The organism is Flavobacterium melibiosi (assembly GCF_048158545.1).
Classification (GTDB): Bacteria; Bacteroidota; Bacteroidia; order Flavobacteriales; family Flavobacteriaceae; genus Flavobacterium; species Flavobacterium melibiosi.
The window spans coordinates 379,084-397,108 of the sequence record NZ_JBLNKU010000004.1 but is presented as its reverse complement, the minus strand read 5'-3'; the positions used below and the strand labels follow the sequence as shown (position 1 = coordinate 397,108).

Here is an 18,025-nt window from a genome sequence, read left to right as displayed (position 1 = left end):
TTCACTATATTTGACATAGATATTGGTTTGTTTGGCGACATCAAGATACTGAAATTCAGTATCTTGACCAATATCTAATCCGTTTATTTTACTTCAAATAATTACACCCAACGGGTTCTTAACCTATAATAACTTATATTAGACAAATAATGCGCTGCCTTACTCTCATTATTAAAAATCAATCCTCGTTTTTTAAGCATTTCAATCTGGTCAGGAATAGCAACTGGCAGTTTATTATATTTCATATAACAAGTTTATAAAATCGAAAACCAGCCCGGGTGCGCTGTTCAAATGGGAAGCGTGGCTGGTATTATTGATGCAAAATTACATAAAAATATATAACTTTTGTTAATTTCTCATAAAATTTTCTGTTTCGATATGGAATTACAGAATCTTTATCTTCATCATCTCAATTATTTTTTATAGCCTAATTCTTCATGATAACTTTAGTAGAATTCCCATAATGTTTAGTGATAGCCACTTTAAACAACAACATATCAAACATCTGTTTGAGTTGTTATTAATTCAAATCTTTCCAAAGAATCGAAAAATTGTTATACTAAAAACGAACGTACTGACATAAATAAATTCATATCAATTGAATCATTAATTGCTTTAAATCTTAATTCAACTTAAAGTTAATCTGCATTTTCTCTAACTCCAACAGCAATTCATTTGAGATTTTAATTTTCAATTTTCTGCTCGGCATCGTTAACTTGGTCACAACCTTAATTTCTTCGACTTCTTCTACTTTAGCTTCGGAATTTGTCTCTGGAATTTCGAGAGCTTCCATTTCAAAATCTTCATTTTCATCGTTAAAAGCTACCTCTTCATTTTCTATTTCAACAGGAGCAACAGCAACGAGTCGTTTCGTTTTTTCCAATTCCATAATTTCAAAAGACACCGTATTATCTCCTTTATTCTCTTGAAAAAGATGGCTTAATTTATGGATAAAATCATTTTCTAAATCCTTAATATTTAATAGCAAAACTAATTTTTTAGCGAAGGTTTCTAACACATCTTGCAATTGCTTTACCTCCACAAATTGTAATCTTGGCTCTCCTTTTTTCCCGGTATCCCGGTCTGTCCAGCCTTCTTTCACCATTACTTTCATAAAAGTGAAATTATTTTGAATAAAGAAATGGCGGAACTTTAAATACTCCTCCCCAAAAATTCGAAACTCATAACTTTCATCATACCCTTCTAATGTAAACATGCCCCAACCTTTTCCATTTTTAGCCACACGGTGCTGTACATTATTAATAATTCCCCCAAAAGTTAGACTTTTACTAACATGAAGTTCCATATTCTTTAATGCTTCTAACTTGGCATTACAAAAATGTTTCATTTCAAATTTGTAATCGTCGAGCGGATGTCCCGAGATGTAGATCCCAACAACCTCCTTCTCTTTGGCGAGTTTTTCCATCGTACTCCAATCCTCACAAGGAGGCACAATCGGTTCTGCAATTTGTACTTCGCTGGTATCGCCAAACAAACTCACTTGCGACGAATTTTCATTTTCCTGAAACTTCGATCCATAGCGAATCGCTTTCTCATAAAAGGTAATTCCATCACCATCATCATGAAAATATTGTGCTCTCGTTGTTCCTAAAAACGAATCAAAACCTCCAGCCAAAACCAAATTCTCTAATGCTTTTTTATTCGCTGCACGTAAATCGATACGTTTAGTCAAATCAAAAATCGATTTATATCTTCCGTCTTTTCTATTCTCAACAATCGTAGCCACAGCACCAGAACCAACACCTTTTACAGCCCCCATTCCAAAACGCACCGCATAATTATCATTCACGGTAAATTTATAAAACGACTCATTCACATCGGGCCCTAAAACCTGCAATCCCATACGCTTGCATTCTTCCATAAAGAAAGAAACCTGCTTGATATCGCTCATGTTATTCGAAAGCACAGCCGCCATATATTCTGCTGGATAATTGGCTTTCAAATAAGCTGTTTGATAGGCAATCCAAGCATAGCAAGTCGAGTGCGATTTATTAAACGCGTATTCTGCAAAGGCTTCCCAGTCTTTCCAGATTTTCTCCAGTTTATCTTCGGCATGACCTTTGGCGACAGCCTGATTGATAAATTTGGGTTTCATTTTATCCAAAACATCTTTTTGTTTTTTTCCCATCGCTTTACGCAAAACGTCGGCATCACCTTTGGAGAAATCCGCCAGTTTTTGGGACAAAAGCATTACTTGTTCTTGGTAAACAGTAATTCCGTACGTATCTTTTAGTAATTCTTCACACGCATCAAGGTCATAAATAATTTCCTCCTCACCATTTTTTCGCTTGACGAAACTCGGGATATAGGCAATTGGTCCCGGACGATACAAGGCATTCATGGCAATCAAATCGGGAAACACTGTCGGTTTTAATTCCTTCATATATTTCTGCATTCCGGGACTCTCATATTGAAAAATCCCTACCGTTTCTCCTCTCTGAAAAAGCTCATACGTCTTCAAATCATCAATTGGGAATTCATCGGGATTGAGGTCAATTCCAGTTCTGTATTTTACTAATTTTACGGTATCTTTTATCAGAGTCAGGGTTTTCAAACCCAAGAAGTCCATCTTCAACAAACCGGCACTTTCTACTACCGAGTTATCAAATTGGGTAACATACAAATCGGAATCTTTGGCGGTAGCCACAGGAACAAAATTCGTAATATCACTTGGCGTAATAATCACTCCACAAGCGTGAATCCCAGTATTCCTTAGATTTCCTTCTAAAACTTTAGCTTGCTGAATGGTTTCCCCTCCCAAATCGCTTTCATTAGCAAGACCTATTAATTCTTTTATTTTATCGTATTCCTCTGGACGAACGGCCTTCTTAATTACATCTTCTTTTTCATTCAAGAAACGTGCTAAATTCCACTTGGACGGCATCATACCCGGAATCAATTTCGCAATTTTATCGGCTTCGAATAAAGGTAAATCCAAAACACGGGCGGTATCTCGAATGGCTGATTTTGTCGCCATTTTACCATAGGTGATAATTTGTGCTACTTGTTTCGAACCGTATTTTCGAATCACATAATCCATTACGCTGCTTCGTCCCTCATCATCAAAATCGATATCAATATCGGGTAGTGACACACGATCCGGATTCAAGAAACGCTCAAAAAGCAGGTTGTACATTAACGGGTCAATATTGGTAATTTTCAAACAATACGCCACCACAGATCCCGCCGCAGATCCCCGACCAGGACCTACAGAAACGCCCATACTTCTTGCCTCGGCAATTAAATCCTGTACAATCAGAAAATATCCCGGATAACCGGAATTGGAAATCGTCAATAATTCAAAATCCAGTCGTTCCTGAATTTCTTCGGTAATTTCAGGATATCTTCGATTAGCTCCTTCAAAAGTCAAATGCCTTAAATACGCATTTTCACCTCGTACTCCACCATCAACTGCATCTTCGGGATTATTAAATTCAACAGGAATCTCAAATTTTGGAAGTAAAACTTCACGAGCCAAATCAAAAATTTCAATTTTATCCACAATCTCAGAAATATTCGAAATCGCTTCCGGTAAATTTGCAAAAAGCTGTTTCATTTCGTCTCCCGACTTGAAATAGTATTCCTGATTGGGCAATCCATAACGATACCCACGACCACGACCTATAGGCGTAGTTTGTTTTTCACCGTCACGCACACAAAGTAAAATATCGTGTGCATTCGAATTTTCCTTGTCTATATAAAAGGTATTGTTCGTCGCTATAATCTTGACATCATGCTTTCTTGCCAATGAAATCAAAGATGCATTCACCCGATTCTCATCTTCCTGATTGTGGCGCATCACCTCAATATAAAAATCTTCCTTGAACTCGTTTTTCCACCAAAGTAAGGCCTCCTCAGCTTGGTTTTCACCAATATTTAAAATCTTATTTGGGATTTCACCATACAAGTTTCCAGACAAAACAATAATATCTTCTTTGAATTCCTGAATGACTTTCCTGTCGATTCTTGGCACATAATAAAATCCTTCGGTATAAGCGATGGAAGACATTTTAGCCAAATTATGATACCCTTTTTTGGTCTTCGCCAAAAGCACTATTTGGTACCCATTGTCTTTTACTGACTTATTGTTATGGTCTTCACAAACAAAAAACTCGCAACCTACAATCGGCTTCATCGGAACTTCGGTAGGTTCTTCCCCATTTGCGACAGCGACTTTATTCTTCGTTTCAGCGGCTTTATTATGGTATAAAATATCGCGAACAAAATGAAAAGCACCCATCAAATTTGCATGATCCGTCATGGCAACTGCAGGCATTTTTTGTTGTGCCGCCGCTTTTACTAATGCTGCAATACTTATGGTAGATTGCAACACTGAAAATTGGGTATGATTGTGCAAATGCACGAAAGGCGTATCGACAAGTACCTTTTTATTCTCAGAAAGCTCTTCTCTTGAAACTGCCGGTGCTTGTTTTTCTCCAAACTGCTGGCGAATTTTATCAGACGCTTCTTTAAGATTGATATGCTTTAATCCTATAAGCTGAATCTCATGTGGATTCTTATTTTGAAAATCTTTAAAATAGCCAATTTCAACATCGAGTTCTTCTTTAGTGAAAACATCACGACGAATTAATTCCAAGAAACAACGCGTGGTTGCCTCCACATCGGCAGTGGCATTGTGCGCTTCACCGAAGGGTTTATTAAAAAGATAAGAGTGTAATTCGGTTAAAGTTGGTAATTTGAATTTCCCTCCTCGACCACCCGGCAACCGCAATAAGGAAGCGGTAACTTCAGTACACGTATCTAGAATAGGCATGGAACTCATTTGGCTTTCGACCCCCATTCTATAAAATTCACAACCCATGATATTGATATCAAAACCTAAATTCTGACCTACAATAAATTTGGCTTTGCCTAAAGCGATATTGAATTTTTCTAAAACTTCTGCCAAGGAGATTCCATCGGCTTCCGCCAATTCTGTAGAAATACCGTGAATTCGTTCCGCATCATACGGGATATTAAAACCTTCGGGCTTTACCAAATAATCCTGATGCTCGACGAGTTTACCCATATCGTCATGCAGCTGCCAAGCGATCTGAATGCAACGTGGCCAGTTATCCGTATCTGAAATGGGAGCGCCCCAACGCTTTGGTAATCCTGTAGTTTCCGTATCGAATATTAAGTACATAGCTGGAATTGAAGTGTTTGTAATTCTTTAAAATCACAAAAAATGAATTTCAAATTTAGGATTTTTTTAGCTAGAATAACACCTAAATCAGAACAAAAAAATTCAAAATAATCGTTAAGAATCACCCTACGAATTACTTCATCTTTTAGGACAAAATCACTCCATAATGCCTCATTAAAAAGAAAAATAAACGCACTGTGTGTTTTTTGGATGTCGTAGTATTTCGCCAAAACAAATTTAAATAAAAGTCCAAAAAAAATACTGCTTTACTTATGTAAAAAGCACAAAAAAAGCACTCTACAGAAAATAAAACACGGGGCTAATTTTGTTAATTATTACTATTTTAATTCGTTTTGTTATATTTTTTGAATCAAAAAACCCTCATTTACACCAAAATAGCGATAAATTTGCAAATTATCAAATTGGACCTATTTAAAATAAAAATAGCTTTAAAAAGAAATTTAATATCAAAATAAAAAGAAGACATTCAAACTACAAACCTATAACAGAAGAGGTAAGGTGTTGTAAAAACAGTTTGGGTATCGTATATAATGAAATATTAAAATTGACAACCTTATTTCTTTTTTTAAATTTGTTCCCATTGTTACAACTTTATGTAAAAAATTTGGTTGTAAAAAAAGAAATACACTTAAAAAATATTTAAAATGAGTACTACATTATTTGACAAAGTATGGGATTCGCATGTTGTGCGTAAAATTGAAGATGGACCAGATGTGTTTTTTATTGACCGTCATTTCATCCATGAAGTTACTAGTCCTGTAGCTTTTTTAGGTTTAAAAGAAAGAGGGATTTCGGTTTTATACCCAGAACGCACTTTTGCAACTGCCGATCACAATACACCAACAATAAACCAACACTTGCCTGTTGCTGATGCTTTATCTGCCAATCAACTAAAAGCATTGGAAGACAACGCAGCAGAATATGGTATTTCTCACTGGGGATTAGGTCACCAAAAAAATGGAATCGTACACGTAGTAGGTCCTGAAAACGGAATTACTTTACCTGGTGCAACTATTGTTTGTGGAGATTCACACACTTCTACGCATGGTGCTTTTGGTGCTATTGCTTTTGGTATCGGAACTTCTGAGGTTGAAATGGTCATGGCTACTCAATGTATCATGCAACCGAAACCAAAGAAAATGCGTATCAACGTAAATGGTGAATTGAGCAAAGGTGTTGGTCCAAAAGACGTTGCACTTTATATTATTTCTCAATTAACTACTTCTGGAGGTACGGGATATTTTGCAGAATATGCTGGAGATGTTTTTGAAAACATGTCTATGGAAGGCCGTATGACCGTTTGTAACTTGAGTATCGAAATGGGTGCTCGTGGTGGTATGATTGCTCCTGACCAAAAAACATTTGATTTCTTAGAAGGAAGATTATACGCTCCAAAAGGTGAAGCTTGGACAAAAGCAGTTGAATATTGGAAAACGTTAAAAACAGATGCTGATGCAATTTTTGATGCAGAATTAAACATCAATGCTGCAGATATTGAACCAATGATTACTTATGGTACGAATCCTGGAATGGGAATTGGTATCTCAAAAAATATTCCAAATGCCAACCAAGTAGAAGGTGGCGAGGAAACGTATAAAAAATCTTTGGCTTACATGGGCTTTGAAGAAAACGACGTAATGATTGGTAAACCAATTGATTTTGTTTTCCTTGGAAGCTGTACTAATGGTAGAATTGAAGATTTCAGAGCTTTTACAGCAATTGTAAAAGGAAGAAAAAAAGCAGATAATGTTACGGCTTGGTTAGTTCCAGGTTCTCACGTAGTAGAAGCTCAGATTAAAGAAGAAGGTCTTTTGGACATTCTTACTGAAGCTGGTTTTGTATTGCGTCAGCCAGGTTGTTCCGCTTGTTTAGCGATGAATGATGACAAAGTACCTGCAGGAAAATATGCAGTAAGTACTTCAAACAGAAACTTCGAAGGTCGTCAAGGTCCTGGTTCAAGAACATTATTGGCAAGTCCAATTATGGCCGCTGCAGCAGCAGTTACAGGAAAACTAACAGATCCTAGAGATTTATTCTAGTTGAATGTCAATTTCAATGGCAATAACAATATCAAAAGAAAATTAAAATAAAAAGGTTTTAGGATTTTAAAATTCAATTTTTCAAAGGGAAAATCTGAAATCTAAAATCCTAAATCTAAAATCATAAATCACAATGGCATACGATAAATTTAACATCCTTACGAGTAGTGCAGTGCCACTACCAATAGAAAATGTGGATACCGATCAAATTATCCCAGCGCGTTTCTTGAAAGCTACCAAACGGGAAGCTTTTGGAGACAATCTTTTCAGAGACTGGAGATACAATGGAGATAATACTCCAAAAGCAGATTTCGTATTGAATGACGCAACTTACAGTGGAAAAATATTAGTAGGCGGGAAAAACTTTGGTTCGGGTTCTTCAAGAGAGCACGCAGCTTGGGCAGTTTACGATTACGGATTCCGTGCTGTTGTTTCCAGTTTCTTCGCAGACATCTTCAAAGGAAATTGCTTAAACATTGGTGTTTTACCCGTACAAGTTAGTCCGGAATTTGCTGAAACAATCTTCAATGCTATTGAAGCTGATCCAAAAACAGAATTGGAAATAAATCTTCCGGAACAAACCATTACGCTAAAAGCAACTGGTCAAAAAGAATCTTTTGATATCTCCGGATACAAAAAAGACAATATGGTTAACGGTTTTGATGATATTGATTATTTACAAAACATCAAAGAAGAAATTGTTGGGTTTGCCAATAAGCTTCCTTACTAGAAATCAAATCCCATTTAGTTAAGAGACCCGACAGATTTTAAAAAACCTGTCGGGTCTATAAATAAAAATTAGATATGATTTTAGAAGTTGCCATTCTTTATGTAAAAAAAGGAGAAGAATTACTGTTTGAGAAAGATTTTGAAATTGCAGGACAACATATAAGCTCAATAAATGGATATGTTGGCCATAGTTTAAGAAAATGTATTGAACAGGAAAATAAATACATCCTGCTTGTTGATTGGGAAAAAATCGAAGATCATACAATTGGTTTCAGAGAATCCAAGCAGTATTTAGAATGGAAAAAATTACTTCACCATTATTATGACCCTTTCCCGGTTGTAGAACATTTTGAGATGATATTGGAAAATAAAAAATAATAATTTCCAAGTAACACAATTTATTTATATAATGGCAATTAACAAACACATTCAAAGAGACGGACAACAAGCCTCAAAGATATTTGACAATAGAAGCCTGGCAAATGACTACAGACATCTAACTCAAATATTGAAGCCCGGAATGAATATTTTGGATGTTGGTTGTGGAACTGGTGCTATCTCGAAAGATATTGCCAATATTGTTGGAGAAAACGGAAAAGTTACCGGAATTGACAATACTGAAAATTTTATTTTAAGTGGTCAAGAAACGTACCGGTCCGTTGTCAATTTAGAACTAATCTCAGTTGATTTATTCGAATATAATTCAGACGAAAAATATGATTTAATTGTTTCAGCGAGAACTTTACAATGGTTGAGTAATCCAAAAGAGGCTTTGATTAAAATGAAATCAATGTTAAAACCTGATGGTCAAATTTCAATTCTTGATTACAATCATACCAATCTAAATTGGAATCCGTTGCCACCAGAAAGCATGCAAGAGTTTTACAAAACCTTTTTGAAATGGAGACAAGATGCTGGAATGAACAATGAAATTGCAGATGACTTACCTAATTTATTAGAAGAAGTAGGATTTCATTCTATTGAAAAAATAAATTCAGATGAACATTATAATCAAGAAATATCGGATTATAAATCTAAAATGGGAATTTGGTCGAAAGTAGCTGGCTCAAAACAAATGGTTGAGGAAGGTTATTTAAATAACGAATTGCGATTAAAAGCAATTGAAGAATACGATAATTGGATTGGAACTTTAGCAATTTCTATGACAATGAAATTAAATGAAGTACGAGGGAAAATATAACAACATTTCTTTCTATACAGACATTTACAAATAGTAAAAATAAAACAGTGCCAATACCTGAATTAGTATTTGCAATTTGTTTTTTAATAATACCAACAGTTTAAACTGTTACAACTTATTTTAATCGATATGACAAAAAGAAAAATTGAAATAATGGATACGACGCTCCGTGATGGTGAACAAACCTCGGGAGTATCATTTTCTGCTGCAGAAAAACTAACCATTGCACAATTGTTGCTGGAAGAATTAAATATTGATAGAATCGAAATTGCTTCGGCACGCGTAAGCGAAGGCGAATTTCAAGGAGTAAAAGGCATAATGACTTGGGCAAATGAGAAAGAGTATTCTAACCGAATCGAAGTTTTAACATTTGTTGACGGTGGACTTTCAATAGACTGGATGAAAAAGACTGGAGCTAAAGTCCAGAATTTACTAACCAAAGGATCCCTCAACCATTTAACGCATCAACTAAAGAAAACTCCTGAACAACATTTCACCGAAATTGCTCAAGCCATTGCATTAGCTCAAGAAAATAATATTGAAACCAATGTCTATCTTGAAGATTGGAGTAACGGAATGCGTAACTCACCCGAATATGTGTTTCAATATTTAGACTTTTTGACCAAACAACCGATCAAAAGAGTCTTATTACCAGACACTTTAGGCGTTTTAATCCCTTCTGAAACTTTTGAATTCATTTCGAAAATCATAGCGCGCTACCCAAATACCCATTTTGATTTTCATGCACACAACGACTACGATTTAAGTATCGCTAATGTAATGGAGGCTGTAAAAGCAGGCATTCAAGGACTTCACGTAACGGTAAACGGAATGGGAGAACGTGCTGGAAATGCACCGCTTGAAAGCACCGTTGCTGTAATCAATGACTTTTTACCAGAAATAAAAATCAGTGTAAAAGAATCTTCATTGTATTCTGTGAGTAAATTGGTAGAAACTTTCACAGGATATAGAATCCCTGCTAACAAACCTATTGTTGGAGACAATGTGTTCACCCAAACAGCAGGTATACATGCCGATGGAGACAACAAAAATAATTTATATTTTAATGATTTGCTCCCGGAACGCTTTGGAAGAAAACGAAAATATGCATTAGGAAAAACATCAGGCAAAGCCAATATTGAAAAAAACCTTCAGGAATTAGGGTTGAAATTAAATCCCGAAGATCTAAAATTAGTTACCCAACGCATTATTGAATTAGGCGACAAAAAAGAGACCGTTACCAAAGAAGACTTACCTTATATTATTTCTGATGTTTTAGACAGCCAGACTTATGAAGAGAAAATTGTAGTGGAATCCTATGTATTGGTTCATGCCAAAGGAATGCGACCTTCTACTACGATCTGTTTAAAAATAGATGGAGAAGTAATCGAAGAGCATGCTCAAGGTGATGGACAATTTGATGCTTTTATGAATGCTTTAGCAAAAATTTATAAAAGTAAAAAAATGGAATTGCCTAAATTGATTGACTATGCTGTGCGAATTCCTCCAGGAAGCAGCTCTGATGCATTATGCGAAACCATAATTACATGGACTAATCATGGAAAAGAATTTAAAACAAGAGGATTAGATTCAGACCAAACAGTTGCCGCAATCATTGCTACGCAAAAGATGTTGAATGTGGTTACAGCCCAATAACAAATAAAAAACAATATTAATATAAAACTTACCTAATGAAATTTAACATAGCTCTTTTAGCCGGAGACGGAATTGGACCAGAAGTAATCAATGAAGCCGTAAAAGTTTCTGATGCTATTGCAAAAAAATTTAACCACGAAATCAATTGGACTCCAGCTCTTACAGGAGCTTGTGCTATTGATGCTGTTGGAGTTCCTTATCCTGATGAAACGCATGAAATTTGTATGGCTGCTGATGCGGTTCTATTCGGAGCTATCGGACACCCAAAATACGACAATGACCCAAGTGCTCCAGTTAGACCAGAACAAGGTTTATTGTTGATGCGCAAAAAATTAGGCTTATTTGCTAATGTACGTCCTACATTTACTTTCCCTTCTTTGATTGACAACTCTCCTTTAAAAAGAGAACGTATTGAAGGAACTGACTTAATTTTCCTTAGAGAACTTACTGGAGGAATCTATTTTGGTGAAAAAGGAAGAAAAGACGATGGCGAAACTGCTTTTGACACTTGTACGTACACAAGAGCTGAAGTAAAACGTTTAGCTAAAAAAGGTTTTGAACTTGCCATGACACGTTCAAAAAAATTATGTTGTGTTGATAAAGCAAACGTATTGGAAACTTCTCGTTTATGGAGAGAAACTGTACAAGCTATGGAAAAAGAATATCCTGAAGTAACGGTAAGTTATGAATTCGTTGATGCCGTAGCGATGCGTTTAGTTCAATGGCCAAATTCTTATGACGTCTTGATTACCGAAAACTTATTTGGAGATATATTAACGGATGAAGCTTCTGTAATTTCTGGTTCTATGGGATTAATGCCATCAGCATCAGTAGGAGAACATACTTCATTGTACGAACCTATTCATGGTTCTTACCCACAGGCGACAGGTTTAAATATTGCCAATCCATTAGCGACAGTATTATCTGCTGCAATGATGTTTGAAGATGCTTTTGGATTAAAAGAAGAAGCAGAAGCGATTAGAGCAGTAGTAAACAAATCATTGGAACAAGGAATTGTAACAGAGGATTTAGCTGGAAAAGATGCAAAAGCGTATAAAACTAGTGAAGTTGGCGACTGGTTAGTTGCAAATTTGTAAAACAATATAATTCTGTAGAAATGCAATGCGTTGCATTTCTACAGAATATCTACCAAACAAAAAAGGTGTCAATAAATTGACACCTTTTTTTATATTGTAGAAAAAAATATTAATATCCTCCTCTGTTTCCACCACCACGGTTATCTCCACCACGGCTGTTTCCACCACCATAACCACCGCGTGAATCTCCACCACGACTGTTATTGTTAAAACTTCTTCTTTCACCTTCTGGTTTTGGCTCAGATTTGTTTACTACAATTGCACGTCCTTGAACAGTAGCTCCGTTCAATTCATCAATTGCTTTTTGAGCTTCGTCATCATTTGTCATTTCAACAAAACCGAATCCTTTACTTCTTCCAGTAAATTTATCAGTGATGATTTTAACTGAATCAACTGCTCCGTAAGCCTCGAAAGACTCTCTTAAATCTGCTTCCTCAATACTGAATGGAAGACTTCCAACAAAAATATTCATATGTACTTATTTAAATAATAGAACAAATGTAATCTTATTTTATTCTAATCTACTATATATTAGCTTATTTATGATTTTTATTTTTTTTAAAAGAATATAAAAAAAACTTCAAAGTAACTTCCAGAACATTTTCAAGATTATACATTACCTTAATTTACTGAACAGATTACCTTATGGGTACTTTATAAAAAACACCTTGCTGAAAATTCACAACAGCTCCAGCTAATGGATTATTGTCAGTATTTTCTGCATTAAATTTAAACGTTCCGCTAACCGTATTATTCACAGTATCATATTCAGTGATTACAATTTGACCATCTCCTATACCAAAACCTGTAGAAAAAGTAACTATAACACCTGCTGCATCGGTAATAGCGTAAGTCACTTTTTTAGATTCACTAGTTCCTAAAAAATAAGTAATATAACTACTTTTGATATCTGGATCAACTGCAGTAGTGGGTACCGAAATTTTCAAAGTTAGTGTTTCGTCTCTGGTGTAGGCCTCAATAGACAAAACATTAGCCGAAGTTATTGTTGCTTTAGATTCTACCGCCCTCCAAAACACATTGTCTTTCATCCCTTGTAAAGAAGGGCTATTAAACCTAACATCTTCCTCACAAGAAACTAAAGAAAAAATCACGACAATAAAAAGAAAATATTTTTTCATAAATGCATCTTTTAAACAAACAAAAGTATGATATTATACCTAAAAAATATAAAATAGAAGTAAAAAATACATGTCAAATAAATCCTAACGCATTACCAATCATTAAAATACTATTCGGATTAGCATTTATCAATAAAAGATGTATCTTTGCACCCTTAATTAATCGAGGTCGAGTACCTCAAAATTTAATCACAAGATTATGTCAGTAAAAATTAGATTACAAAGACACGGTAAAAAAGGAAAACCTTTTTACTGGGTTGTAGCAGCAGATGCTCGCTCAAAAAGAGATGGTAAATACTTAGAAAAAATCGGTACTTACAATCCAAATACAAACCCAGCAACTATCGACTTGAACCTTGATAGTGCAGTAAAATGGTTGCACAATGGTGCACAACCAACTGATACTGCAAAAGCAATTCTTTCTTACAAAGGAGCTTTATTGAAACATCACCTTGACGGTGGTATCCGTAAAGGAGCTTTAACTCAAGAACAAGCTGACGCAAAATTAGCTACTTGGTTAGAAGCAAAATCTGGAAAAGTTGATGCTAAAAAAGAAGGTTTAACAAAAGCGCAAGCTGATGCTAAAGCTAAAGCTTTCAAAGCAGAACAAGATGTTAATGCTAAACGTTTAGCTGCAGCTGCTCAAGCAGAAGCTGACGCTATCGCTGCTGCAACTCCAGCTGTTGAAGAAGAAGTTGCTGAAGTTGAAGCTGAAGAAGCTCCTGCTGCAGAAGAAAATAACGAAACAACTGAAGCATAATTTTAGAAGGCGAAGATGCGTAAAGAAGATTGTTTCTACTTAGGTAAAATCGCTAAAAAATTTAGTTTCAAAGGGGAAGTTCTTGCCTATTTAGATACGGACGAACCTGAGTTATACGAAAACTTGGAATCAGTGTTTGTTGAATGCAACAAACACTTGGTTCCTTTTTTTATTGAAAGTAGCTCACTACACAAAAATGATTTTCTTAGAATTCGTTTTGAAGATATGAATACTGAAGAAGATGCCGATGCCATTATAGGTAACGCAATATATCTTCCCTTAAATATGTTGCCAAAACTTACCGGCAATAAATTTTACTTCCATGAAGTAATTGGTTTTGAAGTTGAAGACAAACGCCTTGGTGTTGTTGGAAAAATTCAATCCATAAATGATACTACTGCCCAACCTCTTTTTGAAGTTTTAAACGGTGATGTAGAAATCCTTATCCCTATGATCGACCATTTCCTTGTAAAAATTGACAGAGAAAACAAAAAAGTCATCATGGATTTACCAGAAGGACTTATTGAAATGTACCTTTAGGAAAAATTCCAATATTTTAAATTCCAAATTCCAACCAAAGAGGAAATCCCAATACTGAAATTCCAAATTCCAATATTAGGAATGGAAATTCGAATATTTTAATCTAAATTTGAAATTCAAAATCAACTAGAAGAATCTATCTTCTTATTAGAGTATTGGAATTTGGAATTTATTTATTTTTGGAATTTGATATTATTATGGAAAAACCATACGATTTAGAAGAACGAACTTTTTTGTTTGCTAGAGAATGTAGAATATATGTTCAAAAGCTGCCGAAAACTATTTCAAATATTGAAGATAGTAAACAATTAGTAAGATCTTCGGGCTCTGTTGGCGCAAATTACATTGAAGCCAACGAAAAACTAGGAGAAAAGGATTTATCATTTCGTTTGAAAATAGCCAGAAAAGAAGCTAAAGAATCTAAATATTGGCTTCGGTTATTACAAGAATTAAATCCAGAATTAAAAGAAAATTCAGAAAATTTACTGTTTGAAGTCGAAGAATTAAGAAAGATTTTATCTGCAATAATAACAAAAACAACAAAATAGAAATTCCAAAAATTGAAATTCTCCCTTTTGTTGGAATTTGGAATTTTCATTATCTCCTTAAATCCTAAATTATGTTTTCATTTAAAAAATTTGTAGTAAAGCAGGACCGTTGTGCCATGAAAATTGGGACCGACGGTGTTTTACTTGGCGCTTGGACAACAATTGAAAACAATCCATTTAGTATTTTAGATATTGGAGCCGGAACAGGTGTTATCGCTTTAATGCTTGCGCAAAGAAGCAACGCGCAACAAATTGACGCTTTGGAAATCGACGAAGAAGCGTACGAACAATCTGTAGACAATTTTGAAAACTCCCCTTGGAGCGATCGATTATTTTGTTTTCATGCCGGCTTGGATGAATTTGTAGAAGAACCAGAAGATGAGTATGATTTAATTGTTTCGAATCCTCCATTTTATACTGAAGATTACAAATCCGAAAATGAACAGCGCGATTTAGCTCGTTTTACCGATGCGATGCCATTTGAAGATTTAATCGAAGCTGCCGCTTTACTACTCTCTGAAAACGGCATATTTTCTGTCATAATTCCTTTTAAAGAAGAAGAACATTTTTTGGCTCTTGCCAAAGAATACGAATTATTTCCTTTGAAAATCACTCGTGTAAAAGGAACTCCAATTACCGAAATCAAACGTAGTTTATTGGCTTTTAGCCGAAATGAAAACGCTATCGTTACTATTGATGAATTAATTATAGAAACTTCAAGACATATCTACACGCCCGAATACATTTCATTGACCAATGCGTTTTATCTGAAAATGTAATTCTGAATTTTATCCAAATATGTCAACTTCCTTAATTTAAAATAAATTTCAAACGGCAATTAGCAATTTTATTGTAAATTAGTAGGCAATGCTATTTTTTCATTAAAATCACACTTTGAAAAACTGCTTATTTGATTGCAAATTTCATCATTTTCAATTAAAATGAAAAAATATAACATTTGTTAATGCTTTTGTTATATTTCTTTATGTAAATTTGTCGCATATAAAATTACCAAACCATGAAACCAGACTTATTTCAAGCTCCAGATTATTATAATTTAGACGATTTACTAACAGAAGAACACAAATTAGTACGTGATTCTGCCCGTGCATGGGTAAAACGTGAAGTCTCTCCTATTATAGAAGAATATGCACAAAAGGCAGAATTCCCAAAACAAATCATTAAAGGTTTGGGTGAAATTGGTGGTTTTGGTCCTTATATTCCAGAAGAATATGGTGGTGCCGGTTTAGACCAAATTTCGTATGGTTTAATAATGCAGGAAATTGAGCGTGGCGATTCTGGTGTTCGTTCTACCTCATCTGTACAATCTTCTCTAGTGATGTATCCTATTTGGAAATACGGAAACGAAGAACAACGCATGAAATACTTACCAAAACTAGCTACTGGTGAGTTTATGGGTTGCTTTGGACTAACGGAACCCAATTACGGTTCTGATCCAGGAAGTATGATTACAAACTTTAAAGACATGGGCGATCATTATCTATTGAACGGCGCCAAAATGTGGATTTCAAATGCACCATTTGCTGATATTGCTATTGTTTGGGCAAAAAATGAAGAAGGAAGGATTCATGGTTTAATTGTGGAAAGAGGAATGGACGGTTTTACCACTCCGGAAACGCATAACAAATGGTCCCTTCGTGCCTCTTCAACAGGAGAGTTGATTTTTGATAATGTTAAAGTACCTAAAGAAAATTTATTGCCAAATAAATCTGGATTAGGAGCCCCGCTGGGATGCCTTGATTCAGCACGTTACGGAATTGCCTGGGGTGCTATTGGTGCCGCAATGGACTGTTACGATACCGCTTTGCGTTATGCCAAAGAAAGAATCCAGTTTGACAAACCTATTGCAGGAACTCAATTGCAACAAAAGAAATTAGCAGAAATGATAACTGAAATCACCAAAGCACAACTATTGACCTGGAGATTAGGAGTTTTAAGAAATGAAGGTAGAGCAACAACGGCTCAAATCTCTATGGCCAAAAGAAATAATGTAGATATGGCAATACATATTGCTCGCGAAGCCAGACAAATGCTAGGTGGAATGGGAATTACCGGAGAATATTCCATTATGCGTCACATGATGAATCTGGAATCCGTAATCACGTATGAAGGAACGCACGACATTCATTTACTAATCACAGGAATGGACATTACTGGAATTTCAGCTTTCAAATAGTAATAAACAACTATTAAAGTATTTATAAAATTGATAGAAAAAGCTTCTTGGAAACAAGAAGCTTTTTTATATTTACATAAAAATACCACCGATGAATATTGAAACAATCAACAATAGGATACAGCCCCAAAAAGAACTATTGTTACAACATCCTTTATACAAAAAAGTAAAAACAATTGAAGACTTACAGTGTTTTCTGGAGAGTCACGTGTATGCGGTTTGGGACTTTATGTCATTATTAAAAGCATTACAATCCAAACTAACTTGTACAACAACTCCTTGGTTCGCCACAGAAAATCCGGAAACCAGATATTTGATAAACGAAATAGTCCTTGCTGAAGAATCAGATTTGACTATTGATGGTCGTCGTCAAAGTCATTATGAAATGTACATTGAAGCTATGAAAGCCTGTGGCGCAAACACCGCCGGAATTGAACAATTTTTATTAGAAGTAAATTCACTTAAAAATATATTTGTAGCTATTAAAAAAAGCAACTTACATCCTAATATCAAAGCCTTTTTAGATTTTACTTTCAGAGTGATCGAAGAAGGAAAATCACATGAAATAGCTGCTGCTTTTACCTTTGGAAGAGAGGATTTAATTCCGAGTATGTTCACTGAGATTTTGAAAAATTTTCAAACTAATTTTCCTAAAAAAGATTTGAGCAAGCTAATTTATTATTTCGAAAGACATATCGAATTAGACGCTGATGATCATGGTCCTATGGCGATGAAAATGATAACAGAACTTTGTGGAACTGATGCACAAAAATGGTCAGATGTAGAAGAGATTTCGATATTAGCTTTAGAAAAACGCATCGGACTTTGGGATGCAATCGAAGAAACCATAATGATGAATGTGGAATTAGCTTAAACGCAAAACCAATATCATCCAATAAACGTAACTATTATTTAGAAATGACCTATCCCA

At 35.1% G+C, this 18,025-nt stretch carries 15 protein-coding genes; 12 read left to right on the top strand and 3 right to left on the bottom strand.

The genetic code is table 11. The features are described from left to right. Window positions 1-622 precede the first annotated feature (622 nt). Window positions 623-5,167, bottom strand: a complete 4,545-nt coding sequence (gene dnaE, locus ACM55F_RS07495; RefSeq protein ID WP_416853180.1) for a DNA polymerase III subunit alpha — start codon at window positions 5,165-5,167, stop codon at window positions 623-625. A gap of 665 nt (window positions 5,168-5,832) precedes the next feature. Here dnaE and leuC point away from each other — a divergent pair. The 6 genes from leuC to leuB all read left to right on the top strand — a co-directional run bounded on the left by leuC (window position 5,833) and on the right by leuB (window position 11,910). Next, a complete protein-coding gene (leuC, locus tag ACM55F_RS07490) occupies window positions 5,833-7,227 on the top strand; it encodes a 3-isopropylmalate dehydratase large subunit (RefSeq protein WP_416853179.1) in 1,395 nt (464 codons plus the stop codon). A 133-nt stretch (window positions 7,228-7,360) separates the two neighbouring features. Further along, window positions 7,361-7,957 (top strand): 3-isopropylmalate dehydratase small subunit, encoded by a 597-nt coding sequence (gene leuD, locus ACM55F_RS07485; RefSeq protein ID WP_039110349.1) that lies wholly within the window; start codon window positions 7,361-7,363, stop codon window positions 7,955-7,957. A gap of 74 nt (window positions 7,958-8,031) precedes the next feature. Then, the gene (locus ACM55F_RS07480; protein WP_416853178.1) at window positions 8,032-8,334 is read left to right on the top strand and encodes an antibiotic biosynthesis monooxygenase family protein; all 303 of its coding nucleotides are present in this window, start codon (window positions 8,032-8,034) and stop codon (window positions 8,332-8,334) included. Between the two features lie 31 nt (window positions 8,335-8,365). Beyond that, window positions 8,366-9,157, top strand: a complete 792-nt coding sequence (locus ACM55F_RS07475) for a methyltransferase domain-containing protein (RefSeq protein ID WP_416853177.1) — start codon at window positions 8,366-8,368, stop codon at window positions 9,155-9,157. 129 nt (window positions 9,158-9,286) lie between these two features. After that, window positions 9,287-10,813 carry an alpha-isopropylmalate synthase regulatory domain-containing protein gene (locus tag ACM55F_RS07470; RefSeq protein WP_416853176.1) on the top strand — a complete coding sequence of 509 codons (1,527 nt, stop codon included), beginning with the start codon at window positions 9,287-9,289 and terminating at the stop codon, window positions 10,811-10,813. A gap of 35 nt (window positions 10,814-10,848) precedes the next feature. Continuing rightward, window positions 10,849-11,910 (top strand): 3-isopropylmalate dehydrogenase, encoded by a 1,062-nt coding sequence (gene leuB / locus ACM55F_RS07465; protein ID WP_035668598.1) that lies wholly within the window; start codon window positions 10,849-10,851, stop codon window positions 11,908-11,910. Between the two features lie 109 nt (window positions 11,911-12,019). Here the strand turns inward: leuB and ACM55F_RS07460 are convergent, their stop codons facing one another. Together ACM55F_RS07460 and ACM55F_RS07455 are read right to left on the bottom strand one after the other, a co-directional pair. Next, window positions 12,020-12,382 carry an RNA recognition motif domain-containing protein gene (locus tag ACM55F_RS07460; protein WP_035668600.1) on the bottom strand — a complete coding sequence of 121 codons (363 nt, stop codon included), beginning with the start codon at window positions 12,380-12,382 and terminating at the stop codon, window positions 12,020-12,022. Between the two features lie 166 nt (window positions 12,383-12,548). Next, the gene (locus ACM55F_RS07455; protein ID WP_416853175.1) at window positions 12,549-13,049 is read right to left on the bottom strand and encodes a DUF6252 domain-containing protein; all 501 of its coding nucleotides are present in this window, start codon (window positions 13,047-13,049) and stop codon (window positions 12,549-12,551) included. 199 nt (window positions 13,050-13,248) lie between these two features. Between ACM55F_RS07455 and ACM55F_RS07450 the strand changes: the two genes are divergently transcribed. The 6 genes from ACM55F_RS07450 to ACM55F_RS07425 all read left to right on the top strand — a co-directional run bounded on the left by ACM55F_RS07450 (window position 13,249) and on the right by ACM55F_RS07425 (window position 17,968). Further along, window positions 13,249-13,809: a 30S ribosomal protein S16 gene (locus ACM55F_RS07450; protein ID WP_416853174.1), complete on the top strand. Its 561-nt coding sequence runs from the start codon at window positions 13,249-13,251 to the stop codon at window positions 13,807-13,809. A 15-nt stretch (window positions 13,810-13,824) separates the two neighbouring features. After that, the gene (gene rimM / locus ACM55F_RS07445) at window positions 13,825-14,349 is read left to right on the top strand and encodes a ribosome maturation factor RimM (protein WP_143387899.1); all 525 of its coding nucleotides are present in this window, start codon (window positions 13,825-13,827) and stop codon (window positions 14,347-14,349) included. 197 nt (window positions 14,350-14,546) lie between these two features. After that, window positions 14,547-14,897: a four helix bundle protein gene (locus ACM55F_RS07440; protein ID WP_416853173.1), complete on the top strand. Its 351-nt coding sequence runs from the start codon at window positions 14,547-14,549 to the stop codon at window positions 14,895-14,897. A gap of 71 nt (window positions 14,898-14,968) precedes the next feature. After that, window positions 14,969-15,676: a tRNA1(Val) (adenine(37)-N6)-methyltransferase gene (locus ACM55F_RS07435; RefSeq protein WP_416853171.1), complete on the top strand. Its 708-nt coding sequence runs from the start codon at window positions 14,969-14,971 to the stop codon at window positions 15,674-15,676. Window positions 15,677-15,915: 239 nt separating this feature from the next. Further along, entirely contained in the window at window positions 15,916-17,094 is a 1,179-nt protein-coding gene (locus ACM55F_RS07430; protein WP_416847771.1) for an acyl-CoA dehydrogenase family protein, read from the top strand. A 91-nt stretch (window positions 17,095-17,185) separates the two neighbouring features. After that, a complete protein-coding gene (locus ACM55F_RS07425; protein WP_416853170.1) occupies window positions 17,186-17,968 on the top strand; it encodes a DUF3050 domain-containing protein in 783 nt (260 codons plus the stop codon). The last annotated feature ends 57 nt before the right edge of the window (window positions 17,969-18,025 follow it).

Coding starts and splice junctions, on each gene's coding strand:
- ACM55F_RS07450 (WP_416853174.1), top strand. CDS start 13,249: ATGTCAGTAAAAATTAGATTACAAAGACACGGTAAAAAAGGAAAACCT.
- ACM55F_RS07435 (WP_416853171.1), top strand. CDS start 14,969: ATGTTTTCATTTAAAAAATTTGTAGTAAAGCAGGACCGTTGTGCCATG.
- leuD (WP_039110349.1), top strand. CDS start 7,361: ATGGCATACGATAAATTTAACATCCTTACGAGTAGTGCAGTGCCACTA.
- leuB (WP_035668598.1), top strand. CDS start 10,849: ATGAAATTTAACATAGCTCTTTTAGCCGGAGACGGAATTGGACCAGAA.
- ACM55F_RS07430 (WP_416847771.1), top strand. CDS start 15,916: ATGAAACCAGACTTATTTCAAGCTCCAGATTATTATAATTTAGACGAT.
- ACM55F_RS07440 (WP_416853173.1), top strand. CDS start 14,547: ATGGAAAAACCATACGATTTAGAAGAACGAACTTTTTTGTTTGCTAGA.
- ACM55F_RS07425 (WP_416853170.1), top strand. CDS start 17,186: ATGAATATTGAAACAATCAACAATAGGATACAGCCCCAAAAAGAACTA.
- rimM (WP_143387899.1), top strand. CDS start 13,825: ATGCGTAAAGAAGATTGTTTCTACTTAGGTAAAATCGCTAAAAAATTT.
- dnaE (WP_416853180.1), bottom strand. CDS start 5,167: ATGTACTTAATATTCGATACGGAAACTACAGGATTACCAAAGCGTTGG.
- ACM55F_RS07475 (WP_416853177.1), top strand. CDS start 8,366: ATGGCAATTAACAAACACATTCAAAGAGACGGACAACAAGCCTCAAAG.
- ACM55F_RS07455 (WP_416853175.1), bottom strand. CDS start 13,049: ATGAAAAAATATTTTCTTTTTATTGTCGTGATTTTTTCTTTAGTTTCT.
- leuC (WP_416853179.1), top strand. CDS start 5,833: ATGAGTACTACATTATTTGACAAAGTATGGGATTCGCATGTTGTGCGT.
- ACM55F_RS07480 (WP_416853178.1), top strand. CDS start 8,032: ATGATTTTAGAAGTTGCCATTCTTTATGTAAAAAAAGGAGAAGAATTA.
- ACM55F_RS07460 (WP_035668600.1), bottom strand. CDS start 12,382: ATGAATATTTTTGTTGGAAGTCTTCCATTCAGTATTGAGGAAGCAGAT.
- ACM55F_RS07470 (WP_416853176.1), top strand. CDS start 9,287: ATGACAAAAAGAAAAATTGAAATAATGGATACGACGCTCCGTGATGGT.